This is a genomic window from Paenibacillus sp. NPDC058174 (assembly GCF_042883865.1).
GTDB lineage: Bacteria > Bacillota > Bacilli > Paenibacillales > Paenibacillaceae > Pristimantibacillus.
In genome coordinates this window covers 230,285-253,261 of the sequence record NZ_JBHVUY010000005.1, presented here as the reverse complement: position 1 = coordinate 253,261, position 22,977 = coordinate 230,285, and the positions used below count along the sequence as shown (strand labels likewise).

14 protein-coding genes are annotated in these 22,977 nt (G+C 52.7%); 3 read left to right on the top strand and 11 right to left on the bottom strand.

From position 1 onward, the window contains the following. Window positions 1-12 precede the first annotated feature (12 nt). From ACFVVF_RS23020 to ACFVVF_RS22980, 9 genes are all read right to left on the bottom strand, one after another. Window positions 13-897, bottom strand: a complete 885-nt coding sequence (locus ACFVVF_RS23020) for a carbohydrate ABC transporter permease (RefSeq protein ID WP_387814657.1) — start codon at window positions 895-897, stop codon at window positions 13-15. Between the two features lie 15 nt (window positions 898-912). Beyond that, entirely contained in the window at window positions 913-1,812 is a 900-nt protein-coding gene (locus ACFVVF_RS23015; RefSeq protein ID WP_387814655.1) for an ABC transporter permease, read from the bottom strand. Between the two features lie 73 nt (window positions 1,813-1,885). After that, on the bottom strand, window positions 1,886-3,547 hold the full coding sequence (locus tag ACFVVF_RS23010) for an extracellular solute-binding protein (protein ID WP_387814653.1): 1,662 nt from the start codon (window positions 3,545-3,547) through the stop codon (window positions 1,886-1,888). A 268-nt stretch (window positions 3,548-3,815) separates the two neighbouring features. Then, window positions 3,816-4,871 carry a response regulator transcription factor gene (locus ACFVVF_RS23005; protein ID WP_387814651.1) on the bottom strand — a complete coding sequence of 352 codons (1,056 nt, stop codon included), beginning with the start codon at window positions 4,869-4,871 and terminating at the stop codon, window positions 3,816-3,818. Next, window positions 4,868-6,580 (bottom strand): sensor histidine kinase, encoded by a 1,713-nt coding sequence (locus tag ACFVVF_RS23000; protein WP_387814649.1) that lies wholly within the window; start codon window positions 6,578-6,580, stop codon window positions 4,868-4,870. The genes ACFVVF_RS23005 and ACFVVF_RS23000 overlap by 4 nt, the downstream gene beginning before the upstream one ends. A 212-nt stretch (window positions 6,581-6,792) precedes the next feature. Next, window positions 6,793-8,847, bottom strand: a complete 2,055-nt coding sequence (locus ACFVVF_RS22995; RefSeq protein ID WP_387814647.1) for an alpha-galactosidase — start codon at window positions 8,845-8,847, stop codon at window positions 6,793-6,795. Window positions 8,848-8,963: 116 nt separating this feature from the next. Continuing rightward, window positions 8,964-10,592, bottom strand: a complete 1,629-nt coding sequence (locus tag ACFVVF_RS22990) for an ABC transporter substrate-binding protein (RefSeq protein ID WP_387814645.1) — start codon at window positions 10,590-10,592, stop codon at window positions 8,964-8,966. Window positions 10,593-10,697: 105 nt separating this feature from the next. Then, on the bottom strand, window positions 10,698-11,585 hold the full coding sequence (locus ACFVVF_RS22985; RefSeq protein WP_387814643.1) for a carbohydrate ABC transporter permease: 888 nt from the start codon (window positions 11,583-11,585) through the stop codon (window positions 10,698-10,700). A gap of 26 nt (window positions 11,586-11,611) precedes the next feature. Further along, complete coding sequence (locus ACFVVF_RS22980) at window positions 11,612-12,595, bottom strand: ABC transporter permease (RefSeq protein WP_387814641.1); 984 nt, start codon at window positions 12,593-12,595, stop codon at window positions 11,612-11,614. Window positions 12,596-12,807: 212 nt separating this feature from the next. Between ACFVVF_RS22980 and ACFVVF_RS22975 the strand changes: the two genes are divergently transcribed. Then, window positions 12,808-14,400: a response regulator transcription factor gene (locus ACFVVF_RS22975; protein ID WP_387814639.1), complete on the top strand. Its 1,593-nt coding sequence runs from the start codon at window positions 12,808-12,810 to the stop codon at window positions 14,398-14,400. Between the two features lie 17 nt (window positions 14,401-14,417). Continuing rightward, window positions 14,418-16,163 carry a sensor histidine kinase gene (locus tag ACFVVF_RS22970; protein WP_387814637.1) on the top strand — a complete coding sequence of 582 codons (1,746 nt, stop codon included), beginning with the start codon at window positions 14,418-14,420 and terminating at the stop codon, window positions 16,161-16,163. A gap of 67 nt (window positions 16,164-16,230) precedes the next feature. Here the strand turns inward: ACFVVF_RS22970 and ACFVVF_RS22965 are convergent, their stop codons facing one another. Continuing rightward, the gene (locus ACFVVF_RS22965) at window positions 16,231-19,296 is read right to left on the bottom strand and encodes a carbohydrate-binding protein (RefSeq protein WP_387814635.1); all 3,066 of its coding nucleotides are present in this window, start codon (window positions 19,294-19,296) and stop codon (window positions 16,231-16,233) included. A 202-nt stretch (window positions 19,297-19,498) separates the two neighbouring features. Further along, on the bottom strand, window positions 19,499-21,889 hold the full coding sequence (locus ACFVVF_RS22960) for a glycoside hydrolase family 95 protein (protein ID WP_387814633.1): 2,391 nt from the start codon (window positions 21,887-21,889) through the stop codon (window positions 19,499-19,501). A 135-nt stretch (window positions 21,890-22,024) separates the two neighbouring features. Between ACFVVF_RS22960 and ACFVVF_RS22955 the strand changes: the two genes are divergently transcribed. Beyond that, window positions 22,025-22,897: a helix-turn-helix domain-containing protein gene (locus ACFVVF_RS22955; protein WP_387814631.1), complete on the top strand. Its 873-nt coding sequence runs from the start codon at window positions 22,025-22,027 to the stop codon at window positions 22,895-22,897. The last annotated feature ends 80 nt before the right edge of the window (window positions 22,898-22,977 follow it).

The following is a 22,977-nucleotide window of genomic DNA, read 5'->3' as shown; positions in this document are numbered from 1 at the left end:
TGCCGATGCTGATTAGCCCTTAACACTGCCCATTACGATGCCTTCGGTAAAATATTTTTGCAAAAACGGATAGACGCACAGCACCGGAACGGTAGCTACGAATACTTGCGCCGCCTTCGTCGTCCGGTCAGAGACGAGCGCCAGCGCCTTCCAATCCGTCGATGTCGCAAGCGACATATCCCGGTTGACGATGACGGTCTGCAAATACGATTGCAGCGGGTAGTGGCTAGGATCGTTCATCAGTATTAGCCCCTCAAACCAGGAGTTCCAATGGGTCACGATACAGAACAATACCAGGGTTGCAATCGCCGGCGCAGACAGCGGAACGAATATTTTCCACAGCACCTTCCACTGCGTCGCCCCGTCCATAAACGCCGCTTCTTCAATTTCCTTGGGCAAGGAACGGAAGAAGTTAAGCAATAGAATGACGTTAAAGATCGGTACTGCTCCCGGAATAATGAGCGCCCAGAAGGAGTCGATCAGGCCGGTCGCTTTGATCGTCAAGTACCACGGAATCAGTCCGCCGCTGAACAGCATCGTGATAACGAAAAACCAGACATACACGCCCCGCCATTTGAACTGCTGCTTTTCCTTGGACAGCGGATAGGCGATCAGAATCGTCAGCAGCATGTTGATCGGCATGCCGACCAGCACCCGCTTTACCGCGATAATGAAGGAGGTCATAAATTCCGGCTTCTCCAGCACGAAAGCATACGATTTGAGTGTAAATTCAACCGGCCAGAACTGTACTCGGCCCGAGCCGACCGCCGAGCTTGAGCTAAAGGATATCGCGAGTATATTGATGATCGGAAGCAGGCAGATGAGCGCTGCGCCAATAAGAATCGCGTAATTGCCAATGACGAACAGCTTTCGGCCCATTGTAGCTTTCCTGAACATATGCAGTCTCCTCTCTTAAAAAATACGGTAGTCCGAATAACGCGTGGCGAGTCCGTAGGAGATGCCGATGAAAAGGAAGGACACGGCCGACTTGAACAGGCCAACTGCCGTCGCTACCCCGTATTGCGCGTCTTGCATCCCGATGCGGTAGACGAGCGTATCGATAATATCGCCCGACTGGTACACCTGAGGACTATATAAATTGAATACTTGGTCGAAGCCCGCATTCAATACATTTCCTAAGCTTAGAATCGTCATCAGCATAATCATCGGAATCAGTCCCGGCAGCGTAACGTGAAGCGTCTGCTTCCAGCGTCCCGCTCCATCCATCACAGCGGCTTCGTACAACGTTGGATTGATTCCGGTTAGCGCGGCCAGATAGACGATAGAGCCGTAACCGAAGCCTTTCCATACTTCCGTACCTACCAGAGTGACGGGAAACCAGCTGTTATGTCCTAGAAAATAAATCGGCTCCAGTCCAAGCCAAGTTAGAAAATGATTCACAATCCCGGTCGACGGCGACAGAATATCGATGAAAATACCGCCTAGAATGATCCAGGATAAAAAGTGCGGGAAATAGACAATCGTCTGCACGCTGCGTTTGACGAGCCGGTTCTTGGCCTCGTTGAGCAGCAAGGCGAACAGCACGGGCGCGACAACGCCGGCAATGATTTTCATCAGTGATATATAAATCGTGTTCCAAAGCACTTGATAAATGTCCGGCATATTGAGCAGGTACTGAAAGTTATCCCATCCGATCCACGGCGAGCCGAACATGCCCTTGGACGGTACAAACCGCTTGAACGCGACGACAATGCCTGCCATCGGAATGTAATTGTAGATAAGTACGATCAATATGCCCGGCAGCAGCATGAGGTGAAAGGGTATCTCACGTAAAAATCTTCTATTCTCCATCTGCTCCTCCACTCCGCCAGCATGATTTAGTTGAGAGAAGGAATCGCTTCCTTCTCTCTGCCAGACTTGTTCTCTAGTTTTGACTCCAGTCGTTGACTTCCTTCGTCATTTGCTCTCCGCCCTGCTTGTTCCAGGTCGATACGAAGGCATCAAATTGATCGATCGATCCGCCCATAATGATGCTCGTGAACGTCTGCACCTGCTGCTTCTGCAGCGTGCCCTCGCGATCCACCATCGTTTGCGTCGGCGCGCCGAAAAACTGATTGTCCATCGTCAGCCCTTTTTGCATAAAGGCATCAAGCACGCTTAGCGAGCCTTCCGGTCCGTACATTTTCTCTGCGCTCCAGAAAGCAGCATCGCCGCCGCGGTATTTCATAATGTTGTCGTAATAGCCCTTCTCCTCCAAATTAAGCGAGGACGGGTCATTCGACGACAGCGCGCTCTTGATGTGCAGCATTGCATCGAGGTTTTTACGCGGCGCCTCGCCGTAGAGCAGCGTGTAGCTGAATGCAGACATGCCGTCCTTGTCGACGTTATAGATTTCAGGCTCCGCCGTTTCGCCGTAAATTTTCTCCAGCGCCAGATTCAGCATCTTAACGGCTGCTTCCGGATGCGCACTGCCTTTCTTCACGGTGTAATACGTGCTGATAGCAAATGGCACTTGCGATTTCGCCGCTTCTCCGTCGATAGAAGGAATTTCGATTGCCTTCCACTCCATGTCCGGATTATTCGTTTTACCGTCCTGCAGCCAGCCGCTGTTCCAGAAGAAGCCGAAGAACATGCCGACCTTGCCTGCGTTTGCATCCTCATTCACTTTGGAAGCGTCACGCGTTCCGAATTCCTTGTTCAGCACGCCAGAGGCGTACATTTCCTGAAGCTTTTGCAGCGCCTGCTTCATTTCCGGCTGCACGCTTCCGTAGACCAGCTTGCCGGACGCATCCTTGACCCAAATGTTCGGATAAGCGTGGAAGCCGTTAAAGAAGCCCTCCAGCCCTGCATAAAAGCCCCACAGATCCTTGTTGATTCCGAGTCCGTACGTATCGGCAGCTCCATTGCCGTCCGGGTCCTTCTTCGCGAACGCATCAGCTATAGCCAGAACATCCTGCATCGACTTCGGCTCTTCCAGATTGAGCTTCTTCAGCCAATCCGTCCGCACCCAGAGCACCTGGGACTGACCGATGCCGGAGCCCATTTTTGGAATAGCGTACATTTTCCCGTCAAAGGTCGAGGACTTAATTGCATTGCCGCCATCCTCGGACAAAATCTTCTTCGTCAGCGGTGAAGCATACTGCTCGTAGATGGATGTGAGATCCTGCAGCTGATCATCCTCAATCAATCGCTTCAGCTGTGCAGAGTTCACCTCAGCAATGTCAGGCATATCATCCGACGCGATCGCAATGTTGATCTTCTGTGCATATTGCGCATCCGGCGTTGTCCACAGGTATTTGATCTTGATGCCGAGATCCGATTCGTACGCTCTCGACCACGCATTGTTGTCCAGCGACTCGCCCGATTTAAATTCCATCCCTTCCGAGATCGGCCGGACAGCCGTTACCTCGATCGGCGGATCATACTTGCCGAGCGGGCTTGTATCAACTGTTTGAGTGCCGCCATTGCCTTTGTCGCCTTCCGGCTGTTTTGCCGGATTGTTATTGCCGCCGCTGCTGCAAGCGTTCATGAGCAGCGCTGTAATTAACAGCGTGCTGCCTAGCAAGCCCCATTTTTTCATCCCCATGTTGTATCGCTCTCTTTCAAGTGGATTGTAAGCACTTTCTTTCTGCTTTAATTATAGCAACGGCGTCTGCTCCGCCGTGTGCGGATTTTTTGCCGGACACCTGCGACGTTTTTGTCCAAGTATGACTTTCGTGCAAAAATAACATACCTTTACAACAAAAAAACCGCTCCTGTTCATACAAAGGGCGACAGCGTTAATGTCGCCTTTTGCATGAACGGGAACGGTCATTGATCCAGAGCCTCAACAGCTCATTAAGAGAGGAGCCTGTTTAGGACAGTCCGGAATCAGCATCACCATGCTGGCTTTGCCTGTATTGCGTAGGCAGCATGCCCGTCATTTCCTTAAACATTTTGCCGAAGTAGCGCGTATCGGTAAATCCGCACTGCTCGGCGATCCAGTAGACAGGATGATTCGTCGCGGTCAGCATCCTTTTCGCCTCCTCGATGCTGCGGATCTGTACGTAGCGGACGAAGGAGATTCGCAAAATATCTTTAAAGCTCCGGCTGAAATAGCTTTTGCTAATGTTCACCTGCGCACAAATATCACCTTGCGACAGGTCTTCGATCGCCTGTGCATCCATGTAGGCCAGCGCCTTCAAGATACCGTGAATCATATCCTCCGAATAGCCGGATTGCCGCAGCCACTGCTGCAGCCTGGAGCGGGTATCGGTCAGCCATGACCTTAGAGCTGAAGCACCGCTTGGCAGCGGCCCCCAGCCCGGAAATTGCGGGAACAGTCCCTTCCATTTCTGCAAAGCCTGCTTCGTCCAATCCTCCGCCACGAATGCCGGCTCGCCGGCCAGCATGTCCATCATCCGCTGGAAGGACTCGTCCTCCCATACCCATAAGGGATGGAGCCAGCCCTTCTCGAAAGCCTCCCGCGTCCACACCGTATTCACCGCGCCACGAGCGGGCTGTGATGCCGCTGCAGCCGTTTTGTCCTCCGTCACCTTAGCTGCAATCCGCTCCAGCAGCTCATCGAGATTATGCGTCTCCAGCTGCGTCTTGACGATATAGTCAATCGCGCCGATGCGCAGCGCCTCCTGAATATAGTCGAAATCCTGATGGCAGGTTAAGACGACCATCTTGATCGAAGCGTCAAACTCCTTGACCCAATGCATCAGCTCCAGCCCCGTCATACCAGGCATCGTAATATCCGTTACGAGCAGCTGCACCGTATTTGGATGCTCCTCCAAGTACAGCTTCGCCCGCTCGCCGGAAGCCGCTTCGCCGATAATTTCAATTCCGTATTTCTCCCACGGAAAAATCATTTTCAGCCCTTTGCGAACGAGACTCTCATCATCTACGATATAGGCTTGAATCATCGCTGCTCCTCCACCTTTACCTGATCCGGCATGTCGATCGTGATTGTCGTTCCTTCTCCCGGTGCGCTGTGAACGGAGAATAGCGCCTCTGAGCCGTAGTATACTTCCAGCATCTTCTTTACATAGCGCAATCCGATGCCAAGACCGCTTCGCTGCCGCTGCTCATCCAGCTCGAACAGCTCATGCATCCGCTCCGGCGGAATGCCCTGCCCGTTGTCTCTGACGATTATTTGCATACGTCCCCTTGGAGCCAGCCGGATCGTCACATCAATCTGCCCTTCTTCATTGTCAAAAGCATGATACAAGGCGTTCTCCACCAAAGGCTGCATAATAAACCGGGGAATCGCAATGGGATCAGCAGCTTCCTCCGCATGAACGTGAACCTGAAACTTATGGTCATACCGGATGCTTTGAAGCTCGATATAGTCGCGCAGCGCCTGCACCTCGTCCCGGACGGTCACGATGATGCTCTTTTTCCCCAGATTATAATGCAGCACCCTTGTGAACACAGCGACGAGGTTCGCGATATCCTTCTGCCCGTTCATCCGGGCAAGCCATTGCACGGTATTGAGCGTGTTATGCAAAAAATGCGGATTGATCTGCACGAGAAGCTTCTCCACCTCAAGCTGGCCCTTGCGCTTCTCCTTCTCCTCGATGTCCGCAATAAGCTCCTTAATCCGGTTTTTCATATTCTCAAAGTTGTTCAAGACGTTATCGAACTCGACTGTCCCTGTCGTTGCCAGCTTCCGCGATTCATTCCCCTGCCCGATCTGAAAATGATGAATCTCGCGATTGATGACCCGAATCGGGCCGTATACCATCTTCCAAATAAACCAGGCCAGCAGAAAGCCGATCAGCAGCGAGAGCAGGGCAATCGCTATAAACTGATAAAACCATTTATTAATTTCCCGGTTGTACTCGCCAAGCGGAACGAAATGAATATACGTCCAGCCGTTCCGGCTTGTCGCGGCAAAAGCTTTCGTCTCCTCCGGGGGCTCGCCATAGGCATCGCCGATTTTATACTTGGAGCCGCTATGGCTGTACAGCACTTGTCCCGAGCTGCTGACGAGAATGTCGCCCGGACGGCTTGCGATCATCAAGTCCGAAATATCCCGCTCGATGTAGATCGACAGCGGCATGCCCTCCTCATTCTCCACTTCCCGCCAAAGCGAAAGCACCAGCACCTTATTGTAAACTCGTACGGAAGGATGGGGGCCGTAATATTCGAACTTGTTTTTGGAATACATCGTCTGCCCCGGATGCAGCAGCAGCTCCTGCTCCACCTTCATATTGGGAAATAAAAACGGGTCCTTATATGTTGGAGCATAGTAGAGCATAACGCCGAGACTTGGATTCGCAAAATTAATGTTCGAGGCCGACTGCAATATTTTATCGTAGAGCTTCGTCTTCTCATAGGCGTCCTTGGAGGAAATGAACGTCATGACGTCCTGTCCGATCCCGCCTTCGCCCACAAGCAGCTGCGATACACGGCCAAGCTCGTCCAGCCGCTTCTCCATCTCCTGCTGCTCCCGTTCCACCTGATTCTGTATATCCTGCCCGATGCGGCCGATCTGAATATCGTAAATCCAATAATACGACACCAGCCCGATCAATACGATTGGAATAGCCGTTGCCAGCACAAGCACGAGAGCCAGCCGGCCCTTTAGCGTATGCGGTACAATTTTGCCCGAATTCATCCTGTGTCCCATGTCTGACCCTCCCTGCCTAACCGTCTGCATTGCCCTTTCTCCCCGAGCTTGGTGAGACAACAGTTAATCGCTTACATTCGTTCATGTGTAAAGATGGTTGTATTATAATACAGTTTCCCTGCCTTTAAAAATAAAAAAAGAAACGGCTCCTTCCGGCTATTGCCGGCCGGACGGAACCGTCTCTTCGTATGCATAAGGATTTGGATAACGTGCTAGACGTAAAATAACAGCTTGGATTCGCCAGGCTCCAGCGCCAAAACATGCTCCGCTGCGCCCGGCTGCAGGCTGTAGGACTCGCCGCTCCACAGGTCGCGAACTGTCAGTCCCTTCGACCCGTTGATGCCAACTCGTGACAAGCCGATTGCCTTTGACTTGCCGTTCGCTTCGTCGAAATTAAAGACAGCAACGTAGGTTCCGCCATCGCCATCAAGCGAGTAAAGATCCTCGCCGCCTGTGCCGCTGCGTCCTTCCGCCGGACGGAACGTCTCGCCTCGCTTCGCCAGCGCCATCACCTCTTTGTTAGTCATCCATGCCTTCGCTCGACTGGCTGCTTCCTCCATCCGGTAATCATCGCCGAGCAGCAGCGATGTGCCGGAAATAACGCCCGAGTTCAAGCGGCTGCGCCCTTCGTGCTCAGAGATTGCCCGCTGATTGTCGCTCTTATACAGCACGATGTGATCCGGATCGTTGAAGCGGTACAGATTGTCGCTAATCCACCAGCCGTATGTGAGCGCGTTCAGCATATATTCCGTATCGGCGATTGTGCCGAACGCATCGCAGGAAACGCGTCTGCTATGCGCATAGCCGTGCGGGAACAGCGGCGCGATCGACAGATTGATCAGGAACGGACGGCCCAGACGTTCAGGGCTGAGCGCTTCCGCAATGGCTGCCATGCCGTAGTTATAGGCTTGAATGCCGGTGCGGATCGACGGGTCGTAATGCACGCCTTCCATCGCGCCATGCGCCAGAAAATCCATTTTCAAATACTCAAAGCCGATTGAAGTGACTTCATCCAGCTTGCGCATAATGCGCGCGACCGCCTCCGGATGTGACGGATCGATTGGGAATGCGCCGTCCAGCTTTGGCAGCGGCTTGCCTGCCGCATCCTTCAGCAATATTTCCCGATAGAGTACAGTACCGTCCGTACCTTCCACCGGTGTATCCGGGTCGCTTCCCCAGAATGCAAACGGCGTGTAGTACGTCCCCGGCTTCTGGCCATTTGCCTTCACGCGGCGAACAGCATCCTCCAGCTGGCCTTCCTTCAAATTGTCCGAGAACGCATCGAAGTTGACGTACAGGCTGCCTTCAAAATCAGCGAAGCCGTCCCCTTGAATTTCTTTGGCAAAAAAATCGGATGTATAGGTGTATACTTCATAATCGAGCTTCGTCATAACGGCCGACCAGCTGTTCCAGCCAACCGGAACGCCGCCGGACCATGTCAGCGCAGGCTGAATGACCGCATTAGCCCCGCCGTAAGCCTCCATGCCTTCGCGATAGTCAGCGTACGCACCTACAAAGATCGTCGGCGATACAATGGACGTTCCGCGCAGCGAGCCATGCGGTACCGTATCGCGGGTTTGCAGATCAGCTGCACCGGCAAATACCCGCAGGCGGCCAATCGCTTCGGAGAAGGTGCCTTCCACGTCGATTGCCGTTTTCCATGTATCATGCGTAACCGAACCAATGACGAAGCCGCGTCGGGATTCCGCCCGGTAAATTGCCGTTACTTCATAGCTGCGTACACTGCCGGGATTCGCCTGGGAACCGAACCGGACCCATTTGTCATTGTCATATGGAATAAACAGAGAGCGGATCTCTTCCTTGGAGCCGTCTCCGAAATCAAGCAAGCCGTCATCATTCAGGTAGGAGGCTAACGGTGTAAGCTCATTCGTCTCCCATTCCTGTTCAGCCTCCGCTTCCAGCTCAATCAGGGCATAAGGCAGATCTTTATACAGACGAATCAACTGCCGCAGCACCGGCTTGCCCGGTTCCGTATGCTCGAAGCTGAACCGCAGCCCTTCTCCAAAGCCGTCCTCTATTGCCTGCACCGATGCTTCCGGTACGGCATGCGAGCCGTAGTAGGATGAACGGACGATTTCTGCGCCCGCACGAGCTTCCGCATAGAGGCCGGACATCGTTTGCCCGTCCTTCCAGGCAAGCGCCAGCGTGCCCTCTGCCGTATTCGCCGTCACTTGCAGCAGGCCATTGTCTGCCGTAAACGTCCCGGATGCTTGCTCCAGCTTGAATTGTCCAATATCGGTCGTCATGATTTCATCCGCTCCCATTCTGCTATTGGTTCACATCGTTATTTTACCGCGCTCAATTATCCAATGAAAGGAAAAGGCCAGCTCAGCTGGCCTCCTCGTTAAATCCGGTTATACGATTAGTTCCACAGCTCTTTGCGTGCTGCATAGTTGCTCGAGTAGACAGCTTCAACCTTCTCGTCGCCTGCAGCTTTCATGTCAGAAAGCATTTTGTCAAAAATCGAGCTTGCTTCTTCAGCAGAAGGAGCCATGATTGCTTTCGTCAAAGCTTGCTTCGTGATGTCGTTGATTTTTTGCTCGTTCAGCGCTTCCGGTGTTCCGCCTTGCGGGTTCAGGCCGTCGAAGATCGCTGTGTCATATATGGTGTCGGACAAGTTTTTGATTGCCATTTGGTCGATTGGCGAACGCTCGTAACGGCCTGGAAGGTCGTATGGCGTACCGTCTGCGCCTGGTCCGTTTTTAATAAACCAAGTCCATTTGCGGATGCCTGTTTCTTTCGTGTAAGCAGCCCAGTCGTCTTTGAACGCTTGAAGCGTTTCTGGACGCGGAACGTGCTTGCCGTCCTTCATATCCCAGTGCGTGCCTTCAATGCCCCACATGAGCAGGTATTGGCCTTCTTCGCTTGCAAGGAAGTTAATGAATTGCATCGTACGTTCCGGATTTTTGTTCTTCTTCGTAATTGCAATTGCATCCCAGCCCAGGGAGCTGCGGCCGCCGAATGTTGTTTTTGCAGGGTCAACGCCGTCTGCAACAACTTTATAAGCGAACAGCTGCGATTCCTCGCCTTTGTCTTTTTTCAGGATCGTGTTGGAGTTGCCCAGATCCCAGTATGCGCCTGTCGACGATAAGATTGTGCCCGTCGCGATTTTTTGCTCCCATACTTGGCGTTTGTTGATCGCCCACTCTTTATCCATCAGACCCGCACGGTACAGATCGTTCATGAACAGAATCATATCTTTGTATTTCGGATCTTTCACATCATATTGGAGCTTGCCGTCATGCTCATAGTAGCCCGACAAGCCGAACATGCCTTTGAAAGTTCCCATCGTGCCGCCCCAGTTCTCGCCGTCCATCGTCAGAGCGATCGTGTTCTTGCCGTCGATTTGCGGATATTTCGCTTTGAAATCAACGAGCAGCTGCTTGAACTCGCTTTGTGTGAACGGAACGCCGCCTTCTGCTTTGTCCGGTGCAAGCTCCTTCACGATATCCTTGCGCATATTGAATCCGAATACCGGCTCATGCTCAAGGCCGTACCAGTTGGAGAGGTAGTAGTTGTTACCGTCTTTGTAACGTGTTTTGTTCAAGACGTCGCCATACATAGTCGTTACGTCCGGACCATATTGGCTGATCAGATCATTCAACGGAATAATTGCTTTCGCTTCAATGTATTTCGCAACCAGATCACTGGAGCGGTCGAACATAATCATGTCCGGCAAGTCTTCACTCGCCAGCATCAGGTTCAGCTTCTCCGTCGGATTGCCTGTCGGCTGCTGAATTTCGATCGTTACGCCGGTACGTTTTGTAATTTCTTTCGCGATAGCGTTATCGAATTTATCTCCTGTGTTTTTATCGAAGAATGTAATCTTGATCGGGTCCGTGCTTGGCTCTTTCGTGCCTTCCGTGCCGCTATTCGGCTTTTCCGTACCGGTGTTGTTCGGTTTATTCGATGAATTCGAAGCACAAGCAGACAATAAGGAAATCAACATTACGGCTGTCAACAGGGACAGCATCCATTTTTTTGCGTTCATCCAAAAATCCCCCTTATTCATAATCGTATGCTTATCGAAAAGACTGTTCGGCATTCATCCGGCCGACCGCAACACCTCCCGCAAGTAATCTGGTTGGGCGGCAGATTAGCTCTTAACCGCGCCCAACGTCATACCTTTCACGAAATATTTTTGCAGGAACGGGTATACCATAATGATCGGCAGCGTTGCGACCATCGTCGCGGCCATACGAATTGTATCCGGTGATACGGCCATGCGTTTGGCCGAGTTCGCCATTGCCTGTGCGTCGCCGACCATGGAGCCCGTCTGATACTGGTTCAGTATTTTGACGAGTACAGCTTGCAGCGTTTTCAAATCCGGATTGTAAGTGAACACGTACGAATCGAACCAGGAATTCCAGTGGCTGATTGCCGTAAACAATCCGATCGTCGCCAGCACCGGCGTCGTCAGCGGCAGAATGATGCGGAAGAAGATTTGGATGTAGTTCGCACCGTCCATCTTCGCCGATTCATCAAGCTCCTGCGGCAGTCCTTGCATAAAGGTCCGAACGATGATCATATAGAAAACGTTCATTAAGCCAGGTACGACGAAAACCATGAAATTGTCGATCAGATGATAGCTTTTGAGCACCATGTAGTAAGGAATAAGTCCGCCGCCGAAGTACATCGTGAAGACGAAGTACAAGGTCCAGAAACGGCCTGCGACCAGCTCTTTTTTACTAAGTGCAAAGCTCAGCATACTGATTGTAATGACAGCAAGCGGCGTGCCGATAAGCGTCCGGAGCAGCGTGATGCGAATCGCCATCCAGATCTCGCTGTCCGTCAAAATTTGCTTGTAGCTCGCCAAACTGAACTCTCTCGGCCACAAATATAAATGGCCCCGCAGCGTATCCTCCGCGCTGTTCAAAGAAATAATGAAGATATTCCAGAACGGATAGAATGTAACAATAAATATCGCAACGATAAATGTGTAAACGGCCGTCATAAAGAGAAAATCTTTTTTGTCTTTCACCATGGCGTGTTCTCCTCTTCCGTTTTGTTCTAGAACAGTGACTGTTCTTCCATTTTTTTAGCCATCTGGTTGACGCTGATGACGAGTATGAACGCCACCAACGATTTGAACAAACCGACGGCAGCACCGTACGAGAACATGCCGTTTTGCAGACCGTATTTGTACGTGTACGTATCGATGACTTCTGAATATTGCATAACCGTATTGTTCTGAAGCAGGTATTGCTGGTCGAAGCCGGCATTGAGAATACCACCGACTGCAAGTATAGCCAAAATGATAATCGTTGGTCTAATGGAAGGAAGTGTAATGTGCAGCATTTGTTTCAAGCGGCTTGCGCCATCGACCTTCGCCACCTCATAAAGCTCCGGGTTGATCGCCGAGATCGCAGCCAGATACATAATCGCGTTAAAGCCCATGTCCTTCCAGGCATTCGATAGGGCGATAATCCACCAGAAAAGCGGTCCCTTCTGCATGAACTGAATCGGCTCGTCGATAATATGCAGGCCGGTCAGGATGTTGTTGATAACCCCGCCCGACGAGAGCATCGTAATAATGATGTTCGCCGCGATAACCCAAGAGATAAAGTGCGGCATATAAGATACCGTCTGGAACGTCCGTTTGAACCAGCCGTTTCTCATTTCATTGATCATAAGCGCCAGAATGATCGGCATTGGGAATCCGAACAGCAGCGACAGGAAGCTTTGTGCCAGCGTATTGCGCATGATCCTTACAAAGTCGCCGTTCGTGAAGAAGTATTCAAACCATTGCAGCCCTACAAAGTCCGTCGTGAAAAATTGCTCGAAAAACGTTCCGCCGCCCGGCTGATAATTAATGAACGCCATATACAGCCCGAACATCGGTACGTAGGAGAACATCAAGGTCAGGATGATCGCGGGCAGCATCAGTACGTAAAGCAGCCGCTGCTCTTTCAATCTGTCCAGCAGTCCGCCTCTATTCCGCTTGACGGCCAGCGTCCCGCTTCCTTGAGGTTGCGCTTTAGGTTGCATGTTCATCGTGTTGCCTCCCGTGAATTGATTGCGTTTTCATTTGCTTCGTGTTCTCATTATAGGCCTGGCAAAATACCTGTTCTATAATAAGATCTAACGATTCATATTCGAAACGCACACTCTTACTTTTGCTCCATTGTTGAATAGCGGCATTACCGTTACACTAATAAAAAAGACATCATAGAGTTATATTTCTTCTAGAAAAGGCGGGTGCCAACATGTACACTGTGCTGCTGGTAGATGATGAAGCAATCGAGCTGGAGATGATGGAGCAATACGTTCCCTGGGAGCAGGCCGGCATCCGGGTCGTCGGGACGGCCCGAAACGGCAAGGAAGCGCTCAGTAAGCTCACGGAACTAAAGCCGGATATTGTCGTGACGGACGTGCGCATGCCGATTATGGACGGACTGGAGTTTGGACGGCGGGCGAAGCAGATCGATAAAAGTGTCAAAATCATTTACTTAAGCGGGCATAACGAATTTCAATATATTAAGTCCGCGCTCAATATCGAAGCGGCAGGCTATCTGCTGAAGCCCATTGATATGGAAGAGCTGCTTGTACTGTTGGAGAAGGTAAAAAAGAAATGCGAGGAAGAGCAGCTTGCCAGCGCAGGCGGCGGCTGGCGGCTGGAGAAGCTGCTGCTTCGCATCGTACGCGAGCCTGTAGAGGAGCGCAGGCTGGAATGGATTAGCCAATGGGAAAAAAGCGCATCCGGCTTCTCTGCCCAGCAATCTTTTGGAGCCGCTTACATGACATTTGAGCCTCCTGCCTCGCGAGGCAAACCTGAGGAAGACGCAGTCGCACTGCCCGCTTCATCAGGAGCGCTGGTGTCGGATGCAGCTGAAGCTGCACGCGACTTGCTCAGGCAGCGGCTGGATACTGCAATTGTGCTGGAGACCGGGATTAATACTTTGTTTGTCCTGTTTCAAGGTAAACCGCAGCAATGGGACCCTGCCTATTGGGAGCTGCTTCGGGAAGAGCTGCTGGCGATTACAGTGGAGGGCGAATCCTTCGTGACGATTGGCCTGTCCGGCCCATACAAAGGCTTCCATCTGCTGAAGGAAGCCTTCGAGCAGTCACAGCGCTGCAATGATGAAAAGCTCTACCGGCAGGCAGGCTCGGTTATTATGCCAGGAAGCCAGGAAGCGATGAAGCAGACCGACATGCCTGTGGAGCAAGCCACTGCAGCGCTGATCGCCGCCATTCAGAGCACGGATGCTGAGCGTACCGGGCAAACACTGGACGATTGGTTCGCGGCCATGCGGCAAGAACGGGTCGAACGCAACTTCGCGGTTCGAGCGGTCATTCAGCTGCTTACAGCGCTTGAGCAGCATTTCACTTCCCTGATGGCCGGCCCGCTTCGCGACCAGCTGCTCGCCGATCATTGGAAGGAGCTGTCGCTGCTGCCGTCGATCGCCCACTATAATGCGTATGCGCAGCGCTTCTGCAGCGCGCTTCTGAGGGCTGCGGGAGCTCGCGATGCTGACCGCTATCAGTCGGTCGCCGGGCAGATTACGAAGCTGATCGCCGAGCGCTATCATCTTCCGATTACGGTGGAGGATATTGCGAAGGAGGTCTACTTGTCGCCGAATTATGTACGTACTATATTTAAGGAAAAGACGGGCGAGACGATACTCGATTACTTGACCCGTGTCCGCATGAATCATGCCTCGGAGCTGCTCAAAAACCGTTCGCTAAAGGTTCGAGAAATCGCCCATCAGGTCGGCTATGAGAACGTCTCCTATTTCTGTTCGGTTTTTCAAAAGCATAAAGGGAGTACGCCAAACGAATATCGTAAAATGCAACTTTAGGCTGGAGTGATCAACGGATGAGAAAACTGGCCGCTTGGCTTATCAACCCTTTAAACAATTGGCGGCTCCGGGAGAAGCTGTTCATCATGTTCTTGCTTGGGGGCATTCTCCCCCTGCTCTTCTTCGCCTTATATTCCTATACGACCATTCGCGGCGAGCTGTCCGCCCAGATGGTGGCGAATACCGGATCTACTGTGGCGCAAATCAACTCCAACCTGGAGAACAAGCTGGATACGTATACGAAGCTTTCTGCCACACTATATCTGGATTCTACGATGCGCGCCTATTTAACGAATGATTACTCGGTAGACCCGGCGCTATTCGTCGATGCGTACAAATATATCAACAACTCCTTCGTCAACATGCTGACGACGAATCCGGATATCCATTCCATGACGATCTACATTAATAATGAAACGCTTCCTACCGACGGTATGTTCATTAAAAGAATGGGCGAGAAGTTCCGTGATTCTCTGGCTTACAAGTCGCTGCGGGACAGCTATGGGGACGTGCGCTTTGTAACTTCACCGCCGGAGCCTGATCTGCCGCCGATGTTCACGCTATCGCGAATGCTGAATATTAGCAGCATGAACAATCCTTACGGCGTGCTGACAATCAACATTCTGGAGTCCGATATTTTCCGGCTGATGGAGAAGGAGTCGGAGGACAAAACCGTACTGATTATCAATGATGACGGCATCGTCATGTCCGCCAAAGACAAGACGCTGTTGAATCAGCCCATCGATTTGCCGGACAAGTTCCCGCAGGAGATGAACGGCCAGTTCGACAGCACGTATAACGGAGAGCCGGTGCTAGTCGTCTACAATACGACCAAATACGGCTGGAAGAGCGTGTCGGTCATTCCGTACAGCAGCTTCCTGTCCAAGGCGAATCTGACCGCTAAGCGGATTCTGATCTATGCAGTAGCCAGCCTTGCCGTCATGGCCATTCTGATTTATGTCACTGCACGGTTGTTCACGAAACGGGTCGAAACGCTCGTCGGCATGATGCGGCGCATCGAGAAAGAGGATTTCGAGCTGACTGACATCCGGCCGCTCGGACGTGACGAGATCGGGCAAATCGGCAATGCGCTGCGAAGAATGGGTCAGCGTCTCAGTGCCTTAATCTCCGATGTGTACATGAAAGAAATCGATAAGCGGGAAGCGGAGCTCAATGTTCTGCAGGCCCAGATCAATCCGCATTTTCTGTACAACTCACTCGCTTCGATCTCTTCGCTGGCCATTCGGAACGCCGATCCGCGAATGAACAAGATGGTAACCGACCTGGCGAAGTTTTACCGCATCTCGCTCAATAAAGGCAAAAACACGCTTTCGGTGCATGAGGAAATCCAGCTCACCCGCTACTATGTATCCATTCAGCAGGTGCGATTCGCCAATCTGCTGCGGGTCCATTATGATATCGATGAATCCGTGCTGCCGTGCCCGATTGTGAAGCTCACGCTTCAGCCTTTTGTGGAAAATTGCATCAACCATGCGATCTGGGATCACGAGCATGGCATCAACATTATTATCAGGGCCTGCCGCGATGGACAGGACATTCTGTTAAAAGTCATCGACGACGGCATGGGCATGCGAATGCCGAACGAGCGGGATTTGCCGCAAAGCGAGGACAAGCTATCCGGGTACGGCGTCCGCAACGTTGACAACCGGATCAAGCTGCTGTTCGGCGACTCCTACGGCGTCTCGATTTACAGCCGTCTAGGCATCGGAACGACGGTTACGATTCGCATACCGGGAAAGTAAGATGTTATGGCTGTTAATAAGAAAAGCCAGCAAACCGATTTTCGGTCTGCTGGCTTTTTCATTCATGTTACTTTTTCACTTTTACCTTATAGAGCTTCGATTGTGCGCCTTCCAGATTCACTTGGAGGCTGTCCTTCACTTCTGCCTTCGTACCTGTCCACACGTCTGTCAGCTCAACTTTCGCAGTTGCAGAAACGCCAAGCGCCCGCTTCAGGTCGATCGTTTTCACCGCTGCTTCGTTCGTGTAGTTGAATACCGCCAGGTAGTAGTCCTTTTTGTCCTGCAGGACGAATACGTCAGTTGCAGCCGTTCCTGTGTTGCCTTCAACCGGACGGAACGCTTCGCCGATCAGCGCGATTTCATTCACGCTTTTATTCGTCAAGAGCGACTTCATAAGCTTCTGTGCTTCCACATTGCTAACGTCATCGGAGTTCATGTACACCGTACCGGAAATGGCTGCGGCATTAACTCGCGTCTGCGCTGCATTATACGAGCCGCCTTTGGCCAGCGTCATATAGTCAGGATCGGTATAAGCGTAGATCGTTCCGTTCTGCCACCAGCCGTAAGTCAGGTTGTTAAGCTGGTATTCCGTGCGGCCAAGCGTGCCGTCGATATCGCAGGAGATGCGTCTCGCATGCGCATATTGGCTCGGGAACATAGGCGCGATCGAGGCGCTGATGAACATTTTGCCGCCAAGCGTCTTGTTGATATGCGCCATTCCTTGGTTGTACGCTTGAATGCCTGTCTGCACCTTCGGATCATAATGCTTGCCTTCGAACGAACCGTGCGTCAGGAAGTCGATTTTAATATATTCAAAGCCGTAGTCCAGAAACTTCTTGAATACGTATTCGACGCGCTGCTGAGAGCCTGGATGTGTAGGATCGATCGCATAAGCGCCGTCCACCTTCGGCAAAATGTTGCCCGCTGCATCGCGAAGCACGATGTCACCGTACGTATACTTGCCGTTAGTGCCTTCTACCGGCTGCGACATATTATCGCCCCAATAGACGAATGGGCCGTAGTAGATGCCTGCTTTTTGCCCGTTTTTACGAATAACCTTCACCGCATCGCGAAGCTGCTGCTCGGACAGGTTATCCCAATACGAGTCCATGTTAATATATACGGTGCCGTCGTTCGTAAACGACTTTTTCAGATTCTCTTTAAAGAAATTGGATACTTCTACGACTTTATCGTAGCTGAGCGAGCTTTCGTACGCGCCCCAACTGTTCCAGCCAACCGGTACGCCGGAAGGCACGCCTTTCTGGAACTTGAGCGGCGGAGCAACTGCCGCATTCGCTTCACCGTAATTCTCCAGACCGTCGCGGTAGTCGTTGTAATAACCGACTGCAATTTGCGGAGAAGTAATCGTCTGGCCCGACACTTTGCCGTGATCGATCGTGTCATGGGTCGAAGTAAGCGACGTAAAGCCGCCGTATACTTTCAGCTTGTTCAATTTGTCGTTCGAGCCGCTCCAGTAAATGCCGGTTTTCCACACATCATGCGTAACAGAGCCGATAACAAGCCCGGTGCGGCTGGTGTTGTCATAGATCGCCGTCATTTCCGAGCTGATGTAGTTGTTGTTGTTCAGCGCCGTATTGATTGTACGGGCCTGATAACGCGACCACATGTCGTTGTCGAAAGGCGTAATCAGTACGCGATTGTCTCCACCTGTGCCGATATCAACGCCGCCGCTAGCGTTTACGACGAGTGGAGCCATATCATTGGAGCTAACCGCAGCACCGCTGCTGACTACCTGCTGGGATACGAGGAAGTAAGGCTGATCCTCATACAGCTGATAGATTTGTTTCATTACAGGCAAGCCTTCGCTGCGGTTCTCGACCGTAATGCGGACGCCCTTGCCATGTCCGTCCTTAATTTTCTCCACATCTTTCAGCTTGAAGCTGTGCTCAGTGTATTGACGGCTGTCCAGCAGCTTGTCCTCAAGCTGCGCGCTGGCATAAGCGCCCTTCACAAGCGTTTTGCCGTTCCAGGCATAGGCAGCCAGGCCGGACTCCGTATTGAATGTAATGCTGTAGGAGCGGGAAACGAACGTTGCTCCTTTCTCGTGTTTTGTTACTTTAATGGAGCCATACTTGTCCGAATCGAGCGCTTTGCCGATTACACCGATGTTGTCCACCGGACCCGGATCTTCGCCTCCGCCTCCAGCAGCAGCGATCTCCAGCTTGTCGATATCCGGCGACCAGCCGCCGTCATCGTTGAAGGTAATTGTGTTCGCTCCTGCTTTCAATTCGATCTCCAGCGTGAATACGCCAAGCGTATCCCAGTTTTCTGTTTTTGGCAGCGCATAGTTTTCCGATGCGCCGTCATTAACGGAGATCGATACCGGACGAGGGTCTCCGGAAATGTAGTAGATGCTAAGCTTGTACACGCCGGCTTTCTCCGCCATAATATCGCGGAACTGCAGCGTGGAGCCGCCCCACAAATTGCCTACCTTGCGGCCGCCCGAGCAGCCCGTCGCAGCAGCGCAGCCGCTTACCGCAGCATTGCCTGTCAGTACGTTGTTGGCAGCTTCCGCCTCATAGACGGTACCTGTAACAGGGCCGCCAGGACCGCCGTTATCAGATAAGCGGAGGTCGATCCGGTCGATGTCCGGCGAGTAGCCGCCCTCATCATCGAAGCGAATCGTATTCGCTCCCGCCTTCAGCTCCACTTCAAGCTCATAAACGCCAAGCGTATCCCAGTCCGCCGTCTTCGGCAGATCGTAGTGATCCTTCGTGCCGCCATTGACGCTAACGCCAAACGACCTCGGGTCACCCGAAATATAGTGGACTGTCAGCGTATATACGCCGGCTGTCTCCACAGTAATATCATTGAATGTCAACGAAGAACCGCCCCACAGCCCGCCGGCCACTTGGCCTCCGGAGCAGCCGGTTGCCTCTTTGCATGCTTTAATCTCCGCTTTGCCAGTCAGCGTGTTCCCCGCCGCTTCGGCTTCATACGAATAGCTTCCGGCTGCGGCCTGTACCACTGCCGCCGCTTCGGTGTCTGCGCCTGCCGCATGAATTTCACGCCCGGACTGGCCCGGAGTGAAAAACGCCGTCTGGACAAGCAGCACTGCCGTCAGCAAAAGGAACAAGCCTTTGCCGGACAATGCCCAATGTTTTCTTCTCATTACTTCATGCCTCCTGTTCGCTATTGAAAATAGTAAAGCGCTTACAAAGTGCATTTCCAATGTAAAACAGAGAAGGGGCCGGAACAATCCCAATATTTAACGAACGATACGACAAACCGCCAAAGTTTGAGCTTGGCACCCTCTGATTGCGGTGCAGCTCTCCCTTTGGCGGCTTGAATGGCCACTCGTTCGTTTCGTTATGTTAGGCGGCTGAGATGTCGATCAACTGTAATTGACCGTCTAGACGGTAACGTTTGCCCGCCTCCAGCTGCAGATTGATCTGGCTGCCGCCGCATTGCACGACCGTCTCCAGATCGGAGTACGCCGTGATGACCGCCTCCGTCAAGCTGCCGCCGCTCCATACGACCGAAGCTTCGGCATTTCCTTTTGCCCGCAGTCCTTCGTATGACCCGTTGGCCCAGTCTGCCGGCAAAGCAGGCAGCAGATGAATAGAGCCGGCATGGCTTTGCAGCAGCATATCGGCAATCGCCGCCGTGCCGCCGAAGTTGCCGTCAATGACGAAGATATTCGTCTCTGCGCCGGCTACGCCCGGCTTCGAATAGGACAGCAGATTGTCGAAGCAAAGCTCGCCGATCAGATGCCGGACATGCTTCACCGCTTGATTGCCGTCATGCAGCCTGGAGAAGCCCAGCGCGAACAACGCGGCGGTGAACTCAATATCCTCCAGTTCGTCAACCAGCATGCGCCCAAGCAGCGTCTGCCGCATCGCGGCGCTCAGCTCCGGCGTATGCTCCGGCGTAATCTGGTTGCCCGGATAGATGCCGTACATATGGGAGAAATGCCGGTGCTGCGGCTGCGCTTCCGCGTAATCCTCCAGCCACTCCTGCAGCTGGCCGCGTTTGCCGACTTGGAGCGGCGGCAGCTGCTCGATCGCCGCCTTAAGCCGCGACTGCAGCTCCGGATCGGCTTCCAGCAGCTCTGCTGATTCCAGACAGAAGACGAACAAGTCACGAACCAGCATCTGGTCCATCGTTGAGCCCATGGAAAGCTGCTGCTCACCTTGCTCTGACGGACCCGGATAGAAGCTGTTCTCCGGGGAATTCGACGGCCCCGTTACGAGCCAGCCGTACTTCGGATGGATGACCATGTAATTCAGGAAGAACAACGCGGCCTCCTTCATAACCGGATAAGCCTGACGGGATAGAAAATCGCGGTCCTTGCCATATTCGTAATGCTCCTTCAGATGAGTCGCGATCCAGAGGCCGCCCGTTACGTTCATCCCCCAAGACCTTCCCCAGCCCGGCGAAGCAAATCCCCATGCGTTGGAGAATACATGCGCGACCCAGCCTTCGCAGCCATAGAAATCCTCCGCTGCCGACCGGCCCGCTTCCGACAGCTTCTCGATATAGTTCATAAGCGGGACGTGACATTCTGCCAAGTTGCTAATTTCCGTCGGATAATAGTTCATCTCTGTATTGACGTCAAGGTGATAGTCGCAGCTCCAAGCCATCGCATTGGCTTCGCCGTCATTCCAGATGCCTTGCAAGTGCAGCGGCAGCCTGGAATCGCCCCTTGATCCGGCAATCGTCAAATAGCGTCCATATTGATAAAACAATGCGATAAGGCCAGTGTCACGAGAATCGCCCGCCCGCAAGCGGCGTACCCGCTCATCCGTTGGAAGTTCGGCGAATTCAGCCGTCTCTCCCAGATCTAAATTAACGCGCTTGTAGAGCGCTTGATAGTCTGTTAAATGACCGGCCAAGAGCCGGTCAAAGCCTTTCGCTTGTGCAGCATTGAGCCGCTCTGAACTTTCGGCTTTCCAGCTGTCATCCTTGCGGCCATAATCGGTGGCAACGGCGAAATAGATGACGACCTCGTCCGCTTCCTCGATGCTGATCTCTCCATCTGCTCCTTGCAGCGTTCCGCCTGTTACGGCAACTTGTACCGCACCTTCGCTCCATACTCCGCAAGTTCCGTCGCTATGAATGTCCTCCGTCGCCTGTGTACGGAAAACGAGCTTACCCTCTTCCTCCAGCCAAGCATTGAAAGTATTCGTTCTTCCCTGCATGCGCAGCTTCAACGACACGCTTCCCGCACGATCACCCTTAATGCGGGATACGAGAACGCCATCCGCATGCGTTGCGAATGATTCGCGGCGAATGGCAGCTCCAGTGCTGCTGCGGTAGGATACCGCTGCTACTGCCCGCTCCAGATCCAGCTCGCGAACCAGCTCAGTGCCCTGATCTCCATAGCTGATTAGAATGTCGCATAACGACAGATTTGTGCCAAAGTTGCCCTTCCTCGGCTCCAAATGCTGCTCGGCCAGCTTGTCTCCTTTGACGTAATCGCCGCTGAAGAAGGCCTCGCGCATCTCCGCCAGCTTCTCTCTTGCATCCGGCGATCCGCCGAAGCGCTCCGGCTTGCCTGACCAGAAGGTCACCTCGGTCATATTCCATGTCTCGCTGTCAATGCCGCCGTGCTGAACCGCACCAAGCTGTCCGTTGCCGAGCGGAATTCCTTGCTTCCAGCCGCTTGCCGGCTGTGTATATGTCATTTTCATCGTAATCATCCTCTCCGGTGTTGGCTTAATCGTCCGTATTGACGGTGAAAGCCCTTTCGTAAATCGCGCCATTATTGTAACATTGATAAAAAAAGACGTATTTGTTCGCTAGTCCAATTAGTTGACGATTAGTCCGGTAAACTTTTCGAAATAATTTACCTATATAGCGTATAGCGGTCAAGCAAAGCAAAGGCAGGGAAACCGAACATGAAACCACTCAATGAATTAAAGCCCTACGTCGGCGATTCCATGCGTTACCTCTATGAAGGCGGCATCAACGAAAAACTGCGAGTCTGCAATGTCTATGCATTCCACCTGTTTGTGGACGGACCCGGCGAAATGGAAGTGAACGGGAAACTGTATCCAATCGACCGCCGGACGCTTATCTTTTTGCGCCCGGGCGAGCCTCATGCTTTCCATGTTCAGAAAGGACAACCTTTGTCCTCCTATAACCTTTATTGCGATATGTGGGAGGGCGCTCCCAGCCCGGTGTCGCTCAACCGAATGTTTATTCATGCGCCGGAGCCGTTTACGTTCGATACCCTCTCCGTTACCGAGCCATGCCCGGAGCTGGATTCGCTGCCCAGCCGCTTCTCGCTCCAGCCTTATCCTTGGCTATTCGACTCCTTCGTCACGCTCGCCAAGCAGTTTGACGATACGCGTTATTACCACGCGGAGCTGGTCAACAGCCTGCTGTATGCATGGATGCTGAGCTGGTACAACGTCATCCATACCCATCAGCCTAGCGACTTCCGCATCGTCAAGCTGCTGGCGCAGCTGAACGAGCATCCCGAGACGCGAACCTCGGTGGAGGAATGGTCGGCGATGTGCGGCTTGAAGCGCTCTTACTTCCATTCGCTGTTTTTGCGGGAAACGGGATTTACGCCAAACGCTTACCGCCATAGATTGTTAATGAAACGCGCGGCTCATCTGCTCGTGGAAACGAATTTTTCAGTAACGGCTATTTCTGAACGGCTGGGATACACCTCCATCCACCCGTTCACCCGCCACTTCAGCGCTTTTCACGGCGTCAGCCCGCGCGCTTACCGGTTCCAGCCGTCGCCGGACCCGGGCGAGTAGGCGGGATCGGGCGGGGCTTTACCTCGCTCCAATGTTGGTTGGAGCGAACCTGTTTCGCTATTTTGCGTAGACAGGTTCGC

What these genes read in the sequence shown, in the direction of transcription:
- ACFVVF_RS23000 (WP_387814649.1), bottom strand. Translation starts at nt 6,580, where the DNA reads ATGGGACACAGGATGAATTCGGGCAAAATTGTACCGCATACGCTAAAG.
- ACFVVF_RS22970 (WP_387814637.1), top strand. Translation starts at nt 14,418, where the DNA reads ATGAGAAAACTGGCCGCTTGGCTTATCAACCCTTTAAACAATTGGCGG.
- ACFVVF_RS23020 (WP_387814657.1), bottom strand. Translation starts at nt 897, where the DNA reads ATGTTCAGGAAAGCTACAATGGGCCGAAAGCTGTTCGTCATTGGCAAT.
- ACFVVF_RS22990 (WP_387814645.1), bottom strand. Translation starts at nt 10,592, where the DNA reads ATGAACGCAAAAAAATGGATGCTGTCCCTGTTGACAGCCGTAATGTTG.
- ACFVVF_RS23005 (WP_387814651.1), bottom strand. Translation starts at nt 4,871, where the DNA reads ATGATTCAAGCCTATATCGTAGATGATGAGAGTCTCGTTCGCAAAGGG.
- ACFVVF_RS22965 (WP_387814635.1), bottom strand. Translation starts at nt 19,296, where the DNA reads ATGAGAAGAAAACATTGGGCATTGTCCGGCAAAGGCTTGTTCCTTTTG.
- ACFVVF_RS22980 (WP_387814641.1), bottom strand. Translation starts at nt 12,595, where the DNA reads ATGAACATGCAACCTAAAGCGCAACCTCAAGGAAGCGGGACGCTGGCC.
- ACFVVF_RS22995 (WP_387814647.1), bottom strand. Translation starts at nt 8,847, where the DNA reads ATGACGACCGATATTGGACAATTCAAGCTGGAGCAAGCATCCGGGACG.
- ACFVVF_RS23010 (WP_387814653.1), bottom strand. Translation starts at nt 3,547, where the DNA reads ATGGGGATGAAAAAATGGGGCTTGCTAGGCAGCACGCTGTTAATTACA.
- ACFVVF_RS22960 (WP_387814633.1), bottom strand. Translation starts at nt 21,889, where the DNA reads ATGGCGCGATTTACGAAAGGGCTTTCACCGTCAATACGGACGATTAAG.
- ACFVVF_RS23015 (WP_387814655.1), bottom strand. Translation starts at nt 1,812, where the DNA reads ATGGAGAATAGAAGATTTTTACGTGAGATACCCTTTCACCTCATGCTG.
- ACFVVF_RS22975 (WP_387814639.1), top strand. Translation starts at nt 12,808, where the DNA reads ATGTACACTGTGCTGCTGGTAGATGATGAAGCAATCGAGCTGGAGATG.
- ACFVVF_RS22985 (WP_387814643.1), bottom strand. Translation starts at nt 11,585, where the DNA reads ATGGTGAAAGACAAAAAAGATTTTCTCTTTATGACGGCCGTTTACACA.
- ACFVVF_RS22955 (WP_387814631.1), top strand. Translation starts at nt 22,025, where the DNA reads ATGAAACCACTCAATGAATTAAAGCCCTACGTCGGCGATTCCATGCGT.